This window comes from uncultured Ruminococcus sp., assembly GCF_946415235.1.
GTDB lineage: Bacteria > Bacillota > Clostridia > Oscillospirales > Ruminococcaceae > Ruminococcus.
Window position 1 is genome coordinate 1 of sequence record NZ_CAMKRR010000096.1, and the last position, 11,178, is coordinate 11,178.

The following is an 11,178-nucleotide window of genomic DNA, read 5'->3' on the forward strand; positions in this document are numbered from 1 at the left end:
AGGAGCGTGACCGAGCAGAGTGCGTATACATTCAGCTCCTGAACGGTCTTGGCGAGTGCAGTGACGAGGATGAATAAGCAGCACAAGGGCTTTGCAGAAATGCAGAGCCTTTTGCAATATCCTCAGACGAACGGAAAAGTTTCCTCAAAGTCGTCTGAGTCTATGTGTATAAACTAAAACGATAAGGAAAGTACCCTCTCAGAAATGCTCCGAGAGGGTGCTTTATGATTATTATGTGCCTGCTATAGAAAACGTTATCTCTTTTTTTCCATTATCAGAACTCATTATTTCAAGAGTATCATCATATAGTTTTGCCTCAAAACTTATTACTACAGGTTCTTCAGAGAGTATTTCTCCTGTTTCTTCTCTAATGTCATCTGATTCACCCTTTTGAAGCTTAACTTTAAGCTTAATTATCCCCGACACTGTGATCAATGAATTATTGAGTTCAAATTGAGTTAATGATATTCTTGATGCTTCTAATAGTTCAACATGATCTGCAAGATGATTCACACAATCTATGGGGTTATTCATTACATATTCTACTATTGGATTTTCATCAATTTCACATAATGAGAAGATCCTATAAATTGTATCAATGCAAATATCGCTGATCTTTTTAAGGATAAGATATGCTGATTTGAAAATAAGCTGCCAATCCTCATCAAGAGGACTTATTATTTCATGAAATAGAGCGTTTCTTAATGAATATACAAAACTTGCAAACCACTCAATTCCATTAGTTTGTAAAAGCCTATGATAAAAATATTGTTCTTTATTAATCAAACCATCAATATATGATTTGGAAAACAAGTTATACGGTAATTGCTTGAAAACGGCATAAGTGTTAATCTCATAAATGCCGTTTGTTTCATTTGGGAACCGGTAGTTTTTCTCGAAATTAAGTCGAATACTTGTAAAGAAACGGTTAAGTTGTGATTGTATCTTTCTACATATGGTTATGTTGTATTTATTTGTATAGTCCTTATTAGATAATTTATCACCTATCTTTTCAAGTAGTTTATCATATAATTCTTTTAGAATGGAAAGTTCATCTATACTCTTATTTGCTTTTATGTATTCGGTGGTATGTTTAAAAATATCACGGGTATCTATATCAAATTTGATTTCTTCATTGTAAGATGTTGTTCTATAATATCCGGATAAACCTATATATACCTTGATAATCCACTGATCACAAATATGCAAGCTTACCTGATAGCGTTCTTTTAGTTTTCCATTCTCATCCTTTTGTATGTCTTTATCTGCATATTTAAACTCCCTATTCAAGATATAAAAAGTCTGAAAAAAGTATTGTGGAAAAACTTCCAAAACCTTCTTCATTGCAACAGGATAGAGCCGATATAATTCGTCCAACGTTTCATCTGAATTCATCCGTTTCTGAACAATCGACATAATACCGCTTTTATATGCATTCAGAAAAGGCTTATCGCCTCTCGGCATACCATCTTCAGTGAAAACAGAAACATCTGGATTGAGTTCTCTTAGCGTAGCAATATATGTAAACCATGTTTTGATAAAAAGTGTAACAAAGTCAGATTCCGTAATGGATTTCCATTGTTCGTATTTCTTCTCGATTTGCATAATTTAGTCCACCTGTGTTTCAAGCCATTTTAATGCAGCATCTTCTCCGTTTTCAATCGCAAGTTCAACGGTATTTATTGCAACTTGTATTAATTTTTCAGCTTTTCTGCGTTTGGTAAAAGAAGATTTGACACTATCCGCTATTTCTTTTTGAATTTCATAGGACAAAATCGGAATAGTTACTTTTTTTATATCATCAGGTTTCCAGTGTTGTATAATTGCCCCACTGGCGTCCCTCTCTGCCTGTAATTGAACTATATCAGAGTTTAAAACAAGAGTTAAGTATTCAGGAAGTATTTCTTTAGTATTCTTTACTTTAAAATGTAATAACGCTCCCGAAGTAACTGCTCTTAAATCTTCTTCTACCTGATAAGCAATACCCACGCTTCCATCCTTAGAGAATAAAATAGTATCTTTTTTCGGAAATAGAGACTCAATGGAAGAAACTGTGTTTTCCGGTATTTTAATTGTCGGATTTGATATTCCAGTAATACTTACATCGCTTACACGAATAAAAGGAATGCCTATTTCTCCGTAGCATTCGCTACCCGGTTCAATAGATTTTGTCGTTGTAACGATAGAATCAAGTGATTTTGTTGTGAGTTGAGATAGGATTAAGAATAAATCATCAAATTTTGGCTGATAGTATTCTGCATCCAATCTACCTGTATTACCAAAAGTATTTGTAATGGTTTTAACTGCAATTGAATCAGCTGATATTTTTTGAGCATCATAATTCAATTTCAATAACAAATATTTATTTGCTTCTTCATAAATATCCTGAGCTTGATGCATAAGTATTTCACTTTGTATTATAATATTGCTGATTTTCTCACAAAAGCTATTTCCAAATACTGGTATCGGAATAAAACAAACATCATCAACATTCAACTTTGGTTGAGCATTTCCACTCCTTCTTCTTAAAAGAAGAATCTGACCATATTTAGAGTTGAAATAAGTGAGAATGGCGTGTTTTTGTGCTGTGGAAAAGCCTTCAAGTTTTATGCCAATATTGTTCTCACTTATATTGCATCCTTTTAATACAGAGTCAACCCTCGCAAAAAAGCCAATCGAGTTTCCAACCTTTGATAGAACAATGTCATCTTCTGAAAGCTGTGAATTAGCAATACGGCTATTATCAAACGAAGATATGTATACAAGGTTGCTGCGGCTAATATAAAAGCCGCCCTTTATGTTCTCTATTCGTACAAAGGGAACATCTCCCTTTTCCAAGTATGACGAACTTTTCAATGTTGAGCCAAAAGGACCGCTTACAACATTTCTCGTGTCAAGGAAATAGTGAGGTTTGCTTAGAATAAAGCTCTCTGTACTCAATGCAAGTTTAGAATAATATTCCGGATCGAAACGTGTCGATTTGTTGGCGTTCTTAACTGTACTAAATAATAGTTCTTCACACTCCAGCCCATCCATTAAAGCATTATATTTTGCTTCATTGAAAGGTTCAATGGATGGGCTTATTGAAAAAAACTTAAACCTTCCTTTTTAGCAAATTCAGCAAAAGCTTCTGCAATACCGTCTTCTGTTAATCCATCATGATTGAACAAATCGTGATCAACGATTAAATGTCCGTGTTCATCAAGAATGATCTGTCCCTGTTCATCTACTCTCACAAGCTTCTCACCGGAATTATCTTTACTCGGCTTTTTCATAGTAGCAAAGAAAATCTGATAATCATCTTTTTTCGGGCAGAGTTCATCGTCCCATTTCTGAACAAATAAAACAGAAGTCTTTGTTCCTGTATGAGGCTTAAAAACATTGCCGTGAAGTCCGACAACTGCAAGAATTCGACAATTTTCTGTAATATAATCACGGATATACTTATCACTTGAGTTGTTAAACCTTCCCTGTGGAAGGACGATAGCCATTCTGCCACCTGGCTTCAAAAAAGAAAGATTACGTTCAATAAACAGAATATCTCTGCCTACTTTAGTCTGATATTTTCCTTTAGCATTCTTGCCTAATTCATATTTCGAGATGATACGACTTTCCTTTATATCACCTGCAAAGGGCGGATTTGCCATTACAATATCGAACTGGAAATCACGGTTTTCATCTTTCTTTGCACGAAGTTTGCGTAACCCCTTCCAACCCTCATAATACTTATCCTGCCACTCTTCCTGTTTAGTGACATCATCCCATCTCTCATAATCAAGAGTATTAAGATGCATTACATTGGTTCTTCCATCGCCGGCGATAAGATTGAGCGTTCTTGCAACACGCACAGCTTTCTCATCAAAGTCGATAGCAAAAACGTTTTCCTGAACATAGTCTTCGCATTCCGCAGGCTTCTTTTCAGTTGTAAAAAGATGGCTCTGAGGCAGCCCTTTTTCAGCAAGTATCTTCTTCCAGACATAAAAAATGGTATGTACGGGGAAACCACATGATCCTGCAGCTGTATCAATCATCTTTTCGTCCTTAGTAGGATTAAGCATTCTAACACACATATCTATGACATATCTTGGCGTAAAGAACTGTCCTTTTTCACCCTTTTGAGATTTGCTCATAAGATATTCAAAGGCATCATCCACAACATCAAGGTTTGAGTTGAACAGTTTAACATCTTGTAATGAGGAGACGCAGACAGAAAGGTGTGATGAAGTCAAAGTGATTTTTTCGTCTGAGGAAAAAACACCCGGCCATTTTTTCTTTGCCTTTTCAAAAAGCTTTTGGATATTGGCTTTGAGATCGTCATCAGTATCACCGTAATTACGGAACTCTAAAGTTCTTGAGTGATCTCTGCCACTTTCCATTTCATCATAGAGTTTAGTATAGATAAGCTTAAATACTTCTTCAAAAACATCTACACCAGCATTTGCGAGAACTTCATCTTCCATTTCCTCGATGAGTCCCTTCAGCGATTTCTTCTCGTTAACAAGCTTATCTTTTGCAACAAGATCATCTATCGTCCAACGTTCAGTAAGAATATCCTTAAGCTTTTGTGTAGAGTTAGGGATATTAGGAATATCCTCAAAATAATTTGGATCTTTTCTGTGATAGTAAGAAATTGACTGACCATTAGTCCATACGCCCATTGTTGCACCGGTAGCATTGCAGTATGAGCGTAGCTGTTCTTTTCCGTCAGAAAGCTTGGGCTTTTTGACCTCTATTATTATGTATTCAGTATTAGGATGATCCTTCTCAAATACAACAATATCAGCTCGCTTAACCTCTCTTCCAAAATGTATATGGCGTTCAAGCTCCATTTGATCAACAGAGTAGCCGTAATCATGTACAAGCGAATAGATATATAGCTGACGTACAGCTTCTTCAGGAGTGAGTTTTATATCTTTATTTCTTACCTGACACTTTATATAAGGCGAATCATTTCCCTTTACCTTTTTCATAAAAATCATTGCTTCGATTGCACTTATTGCCTCATCTGAAAACAATGTTCCCTTATGAATACTGTCTTTAAACAAATCATCGAGTTTATACATAATCAATCCTCCGAATTCTTTTTTGGACGTTCATCTACTATACGTTGTATCTCGTCCATATACACCTGCAAACGCAATTTAAACTCATCAGTCTCATTGTATTGCTCGTCTTTACCTAGACGAGCAATGGGAAGGAACATATCTCCATAGGAATACAGTTTTGGAGAATAGTCGCTTGTATCGGCACATACAATCCTGTTATGATTCTTTCCCTTTTCATCTCCAAGACGTAACCTTACTTCTCTTAATGATAATTTCTTGAAGCCGTGTTCAAAGAAAAGAAAATTCATACTTCCTTTGCGAGCCTCTGATTCATATGCTAAACAATCCGGCTCCTGATAAGCAATCTCATCTATAAGCTCTCTTTCACCTTTTGTTATGCGCTCGTGTTTTTCGAGTTTCTTCAGTATTTTATTGAACTCCAATTGAGTACCATCAATTATTTGTAACTCCTTACGTGGATAAACCGTTGGAATAAAACTGCTTCCATCATCATAAGCCCAAAATGTTATAATATTATTCCCTGATCCCCATCGTTTGATCTCAGCTCGGCTTGTTTCAGGGCTATCAGCCCAATATGAGAGTTTCTGCCCCGGAAATAAATTTGAATAACGATTATCAGTTCTGCTAAGACGAAGATTTCCTGCATGAAGTTCACTCACAGTCTTGCCATACATACTTGGATTAAATTCGATACATCTAAAAAAATCGAACTCACCTGTCATAATCAAAGGAAGAGTTCTGTGCTTTAGAACAGATAAATTACCTGTGTGATTTATAAGCGTTAATCCCATAGTTAATCCTTTCAAGATAATTCTTTGTCCAAAAGCTCTTTAATGAAGCCAAAGTCCTTATTAGAGAAAAGCATTCTTGTACATTCACGTTCAATATACATATTGTAAAGAGCTATATTTTTAACATCGTACTCATCAAAGCAAAACAAATCGTTCCATTTAACAGATTTAGGATACATCTCAATAGCAAATAACGGCGAAATCGGAATGTAATATGTGAGATCATCAGATGCAGCCGAAACATGGACATTCTTACTGTGATTTATTGCTATTACCGGGTTATCAGATGTAAGGAACGGTAATTCTGTGTGATTGACTATAATAACCCATTTTTTGTCATTGAATATATTGGCATAAAAATGAGCTAAATCAAAAGATAAGATTTGAGTATTCTGCAACCTCTTAAAGTCTGACTTGTCATAATCAGGAATAGAACCACAAGGAACATGAGCTTTTAATTGATCATAGATGTACTCAAACTGCTTACGTAATAAATTAGTGCGCTGTATTTGCATCGCAAATTGGGCACTTAATGCCTGTCGCTTTGAAAGAGGATAATCAACATAACATCCCTTACGATCTTTTTTCTCAAATGTTATAGAACATATTAGCTCTTTCAACAAATCCGATAAATCAGTTTCAATTTTCTGAAAAAGCAGCTCAAGGATTTTCTTGTTTTCACCTAATTCCGGTATATCATAATAATTGCCTTCAACTGGAAAGTCTCCTGCACAACCGCATCCTGAGATTCCTTTTTCTTTTAAATAGTAATAGATACTGCTCTTTCTGCCCTCGTTACCATTTGCTCCGAAGTTAGCAATATAACAAGATGGAACAATATGCTGTTTCGTATATTCTTTTCCCATATAGCACCTCTTTCAAAGGTGAAAATAATTAATTATTATATTTACAATCATTCGCTATTTATCTTTTTATTATATCATATTTTGTGCAAATAGTCAATTAGAAATCGAACATTATTCTACTATTGCGAAAAAAATGCTTCCCATTATCTGAGAAGCACTTATATTATTTGAATTATTCTATCGGTAGGTACTGCATGGGTTTTCGTGTTACTATTTGGAACGGGGAAAGTTACCTCGAATGTTGAGTGTCCCAGCCACTCCTGTATTGCCTTCATGGGTATGCCGTTCTTCAAGAGCAGGCTTGCACAGGTGTGGCGCAGGTCGTGGTAACGTATGTGTCGGAATCCGTTGTCCTTGAGCAGCTTTCCGAACTGCACTGATATGAAGTTCGGACGCATAAGCTGACCTGTGGCATCAGTGCAGACGTAATCGTCGCAGTCATGGCAGTACGCACCTCGGAGAACTGCCGCATTCATGGACTGCTGCTGTCGGTGGAAAAGCAGTTCGTTCTCGACGTCCTCAATGAGTGGAAGTGTCCTGTTGCTGGACTGGTTCTTCATTCTGTCGAAGCCCTTTGCCTGATATTTGCCGTCCACATTAGCCTCGATGACCTTATGTGATATGGAAATGGTCTTGGTCTGGAAGTCGATGTTGCTCCATTTCAGCCCGAGAGCCTCGCTGCGTCTGAGTCCGTAGTAAGCCGCAAGCATTACGGGAATGTATATGGGACTCTCCCTCGCCGCAATAAGCAGGTCTCTCAGCTCGTCCTCACTGTAAAATGAGGCTCGGTATCGCTCTCTCTTCGGGTGGTCTGCGTGGTCGCAGGGATTATCGTCGATGAGCTCCTTCTTCACCGCATAGCTGAATGCTGCGTGGATAAGTCCGTGATAGCGCAAAGCTGACGCTCCCGACAAGCCTGAGTCTTCAAGATAGGCATAGAAGTCGTTGAGGTCCTCGCCAGCAAGGTCACCTATCGTTATGCCGCTATCCCCGAAGAACTCGGTTATCCTGCCGTTCACCATTTTCATATAGCCGTCTATCGTGGACGGCTGAAGCCTGCCTGACGACAGGTTTATCCAGTCAGTGAGAAACTCCGTCAGCGTCTGATACTGCACCTGCTCTCGCTGCTGAATGAACTTCTCGGGAGCTTTCTTCTTGCTGATAGTCCTCAGCAGCTTCCTCTGACTGCGGTTGTACTCCTCCAGCACCTCAGCCATACGTGCTTTGGCAGCTTTCTTGTTGCCTCTTGCGTCCAGCCCCAGCGCTACCCACTTTATGGAACGCTTGCCGCTGCGGTCGTACAGATTCACAAGCACATAGTACTTGCCGTTTTTTACTTGCAGATTTCCTGTTACTTCTTTCATTTTTACCTCCTGTTTCGGAAATCCGCTTCAGCGACTACAGTATACCACAACCTGTCCCGAAAAGCAATATTCGGACTCAGAATTAAGATTTCAGACACATTTGCGGGAGCAAAAAAATAAACCGGAAAGTTGTTAGCTTTCCGGCTGTTATTATAAATCAGAATTTATCACTTAATATTACCAATAAATTCTTTCATTTCTTCACTTATTTGCTCATGCTTATAATTATGAACATAGTGTCCGCAATCAAGTTCAATAACAGTTGCATTTGACAGTTCAGAAGCATACTCTTTTTGTATATCCGACCACTTTTCAATGCCTGTTTCTTTTCCGTCAGATATAAACATTAACATTGGTATATCAGGCTTAGGCGCTCCGTCGATCTTTTTGACGGCATCGGGGATAGCAAGGCCTTCATTTATAACGTCATCGTTTACAGCTATTTTACAGGCTATTGCTCTGTATAAATCTTTCTCATCTTCTGAAAGTCCTTGAGGAAGTGAGCTGTCAGAATAGTAAAATCTGATGATCCCCAGTTCCCGTCCAATAGCTGCAATTCTTTCAAATCGCTCTGTTTTTGAATAATTAAAGTTGTCATAAGAGCGTGGCAGAGACATATCAAGACCTACGATTGCTTCAACTTCATCCGGATATTCTTGTGCCCAAAGTATTGCTTCAAGTCCGGACATTGAATGAGGACAGAGGATAAACGGAGCATCAATTCCAGCCTTTGAAAGTGCTTCTCTGTCCTGCCTAAGTATTGTATCAAATGACCTTTCAGTATTAACTACATCACTTAAACCGTAGCCAAATTTTTCAACAACTACTATCCTATAATCATCATCTAATAAACTATAAAGACTTCTGAAATCAAGTATAGGAGAAGCAGTTCCTGATCCTGAAAGAAATACTAATGTATGTTCACCTTCTCCCTCAGAGTATATGCACATATTGTGTCCGTCAACCTCTATCATTTCGCCAAGAGGTTCGTCCAATAGTGCCTTTTCCTTATTCATCATAATTTTATTGTATATGAACACTATTAGCAAGAAAATGATTAGTAATAATATGATTACAAGAAGTACCTTTCCAATTATCTTAAATGCTTTTTTCATATGAACATTGCTCCGTAAAATTCCGATTTTTCTTACTTAGATTATACATCACCACACTGATTATGTCAACCTCACACCGCCAGAACATGGGAGATAATCTCCGCCGAATGCTCCTTGCTGCTGAAATCGAGATGAGAATAAACGTCGGCTGTTGTGCGGTAGTTCGAGTGTCCAAGCCACTCCTGTATCTCTTTCATCGGCACTCCGTTTGCAAGTAACAGGCTGGCACAGCTATGTCGGAGGTCATGATAGCGTATGTGTTTCAAGCCGTTTTCTTTCAGAAGCTCACTGAATTTTGCCGTAACATAGTTTGGTCTGAGAAGCAGACCAATCTCATTCACGCAGACGTAGTCATCGTATTCGTGAACGTAGGAATTTCCGCATAAACGGCGCTGTTCGTCCTGGTGGAGCTTCAGCCTCCGCAGTGCCATTGCCACTTCCTTCATCAGCGGAAGTATCCTGTTGCTGGACTCCGTTTTCATTTTGTCGTGACCGACTGTCTGGTATTTGCCGTCTACCTTCTGCTCCACGACCTTGTGAGCAATGCGGATAGTGCCGTTCCCGAAGTCGATATTGCTCCACTTGATACCGAGGACCTCGCTGCGGCGAAGTCCGTAATATGCAGCAAGAAGCACGGGAATGTATATCTCGCTCTCTTTTGCAGCACGGAACAGTTCCGTCAGCTCCGACTGATTATAGTATGCTCCGCGGTACTTCTCAGCCTTTGGACGGTCGGCGAAATCACAGGGATTGCTGTCAATGTACTGGTGCTTCATAAGAAAGCTGTATGCGGAATGTATCAGTCCGTGATACCTCTGCTGAGACGCACCTTTCAGTCCCTGCCTTGTAAGGTAAGCATAGAACTCGTTCAGATCCTCGCCTGTGAGATCATAAACGGTAGTTCCGCGGCTCTCGAAGAACGTCCGTATCCTGCCGTTGCAGAGCTGCCTGTAACCGTCAATAGTAGTCGGCTGGAGCTTCGCGGACGAGTGGTCGATCCATTCTTCGATATATAAAAACAGGGGCAGAGCCATTATCCGGCTCTGCTCCTTTATAAACTGCTCGGGGTGTTTCATCTTTGAGATAACTTTCAGTGCCGCCTGCTGTTTCTTGTTGTAAGCTACAAGCAGCTCGTCGAGGAAGGCTTTCGCAGCTTTCTTATTACCTCTGATCTCATATCCTGTGGATATCCATTTCTGTTTTCGTTTACCTGTGTGGTCGTATAAATTCAGCACAGCATAGTACTTGCCGCGCTTGGTTTGCAGACTTCCTGTCACATTTTTCATAGGCAGCACCTCCTTGCTCCGAGTATGTATTCAATAACTTTTATCTTCGGTATCCTTATATTCTTTCCGACCTTGAAGCTCTGTATCTCGCCGCTGCTTACTAATTCATAAGCAGCATGGCGGCCTACCGACAGCATTTTCATCAGCTGCGGAACGTTCACCACGTCGGGGTAATCGGTAAACATCTTGTCGTACATCTTTTCAATTTCTGCCAATAGCTAACACCTCTCTTTATTATTCTAAACACGATTATGATTATTGAATTGTTCATTTTACATTTCTCCTTTATTATTTATTTGAAGGGAGCGGTGGTTTGCCGCTTCCTTGATACGAAAATGGGTACGGTGTTTTACCGTACCCTCTCCATTTGATTGTTATGATGTTATTTCAGGTTCTCGCTACTGCCGAACAGCACATCAATTATTAGTTCGGCGCAGTCTCGAAAACCTTGTATGTAGCTCTCTGCTACCATTGTTTCGGACAACATTCCCTGCATATCCGTTATGTCATTAAGCAGTTTCTTGTCATCAGCCGACAGTCGTTTCTCCAGTCTGTCGCACATCTCGATGAGCTCCAGACTTCGCTTTACATAATCGGAGTCCTTCCTCACATCGTGCTGACACGGTATGACGTTCCCGTAGTATAAATCTTGCAACTTCATCGCCGCGGTCACCTCCTGACCAACAATCA

Annotated in this window: 10 protein-coding genes; all 10 read right to left on the reverse strand. The window is 39.2% G+C overall.

Translation table 11 applies throughout. The features are described from left to right. Positions 1-231 precede the first annotated feature (231 nt). Positions 232-1,605, reverse strand: a complete 1,374-nt coding sequence (locus tag Q0R37_RS12925) for a hypothetical protein (RefSeq protein WP_294754922.1) — start codon at positions 1,603-1,605, stop codon at positions 232-234. Between the two features lie 3 nt (positions 1,606-1,608). After that, positions 1,609-3,036 (reverse strand): restriction endonuclease subunit S, encoded by a 1,428-nt coding sequence (locus Q0R37_RS12930; RefSeq protein ID WP_294754923.1) that lies wholly within the window; start codon positions 3,034-3,036, stop codon positions 1,609-1,611. Positions 3,037-3,080: 44 nt separating this feature from the next. Further along, entirely contained in the window at positions 3,081-5,063 is a 1,983-nt protein-coding gene (locus Q0R37_RS12935; RefSeq protein ID WP_294754925.1) for an N-6 DNA methylase, read from the reverse strand. A 2-nt stretch (positions 5,064-5,065) separates the two neighbouring features. Continuing rightward, positions 5,066-5,857 (reverse strand): hypothetical protein, encoded by a 792-nt coding sequence (locus Q0R37_RS12940; RefSeq protein WP_294754927.1) that lies wholly within the window; start codon positions 5,855-5,857, stop codon positions 5,066-5,068. Positions 5,858-5,868: 11 nt separating this feature from the next. Continuing rightward, entirely contained in the window at positions 5,869-6,723 is an 855-nt protein-coding gene (locus Q0R37_RS12945; RefSeq protein ID WP_294754929.1) for a DUF4238 domain-containing protein, read from the reverse strand. Between the two features lie 158 nt (positions 6,724-6,881). Continuing rightward, positions 6,882-8,087 (reverse strand): site-specific integrase, encoded by a 1,206-nt coding sequence (locus Q0R37_RS12950; protein ID WP_294754931.1) that lies wholly within the window; start codon positions 8,085-8,087, stop codon positions 6,882-6,884. A 167-nt stretch (positions 8,088-8,254) separates the two neighbouring features. Then, the gene (locus Q0R37_RS12955; RefSeq protein ID WP_294754933.1) at positions 8,255-9,202 is read right to left on the reverse strand and encodes an alpha/beta hydrolase; all 948 of its coding nucleotides are present in this window, start codon (positions 9,200-9,202) and stop codon (positions 8,255-8,257) included. A 71-nt stretch (positions 9,203-9,273) separates the two neighbouring features. Then, positions 9,274-10,488, reverse strand: coding sequence for a tyrosine-type recombinase/integrase (locus Q0R37_RS12960; protein WP_294754935.1), 1,215 nt, complete (start codon positions 10,486-10,488; stop codon positions 9,274-9,276). Continuing rightward, positions 10,485-10,703 carry a helix-turn-helix domain-containing protein gene (locus tag Q0R37_RS12965; protein WP_294754937.1) on the reverse strand — a complete coding sequence of 73 codons (219 nt, stop codon included), beginning with the start codon at positions 10,701-10,703 and terminating at the stop codon, positions 10,485-10,487. Before Q0R37_RS12965 ends, Q0R37_RS12960 begins: the two co-directional genes overlap by 4 nt. 167 nt (positions 10,704-10,870) lie before the next feature. Further along, positions 10,871-11,149, reverse strand: coding sequence for a DUF6809 family protein (locus Q0R37_RS12970; RefSeq protein WP_294754939.1), 279 nt, complete (start codon positions 11,147-11,149; stop codon positions 10,871-10,873). Positions 11,150-11,178 lie beyond the last annotated feature (29 nt).

Coding starts and splice junctions, on each gene's coding strand:
- Q0R37_RS12925 (WP_294754922.1), bottom strand. CDS start 1,605: ATGCAAATCGAGAAGAAATACGAACAATGGAAATCCATTACGGAATCT.
- Q0R37_RS12930 (WP_294754923.1), bottom strand. CDS start 3,036: ATGGATGGGCTGGAGTGTGAAGAACTATTATTTAGTACAGTTAAGAAC.
- Q0R37_RS12935 (WP_294754925.1), bottom strand. CDS start 5,063: ATGTATAAACTCGATGATTTGTTTAAAGACAGTATTCATAAGGGAACA.
- Q0R37_RS12940 (WP_294754927.1), bottom strand. CDS start 5,857: ATGGGATTAACGCTTATAAATCACACAGGTAATTTATCTGTTCTAAAG.
- Q0R37_RS12945 (WP_294754929.1), bottom strand. CDS start 6,723: ATGGGAAAAGAATATACGAAACAGCATATTGTTCCATCTTGTTATATT.
- Q0R37_RS12950 (WP_294754931.1), bottom strand. CDS start 8,087: ATGAAAGAAGTAACAGGAAATCTGCAAGTAAAAAACGGCAAGTACTAT.
- Q0R37_RS12955 (WP_294754933.1), bottom strand. CDS start 9,202: ATGAAAAAAGCATTTAAGATAATTGGAAAGGTACTTCTTGTAATCATA.
- Q0R37_RS12960 (WP_294754935.1), bottom strand. CDS start 10,488: ATGAAAAATGTGACAGGAAGTCTGCAAACCAAGCGCGGCAAGTACTAT.
- Q0R37_RS12970 (WP_294754939.1), bottom strand. CDS start 11,149: ATGAAGTTGCAAGATTTATACTACGGGAACGTCATACCGTGTCAGCAC.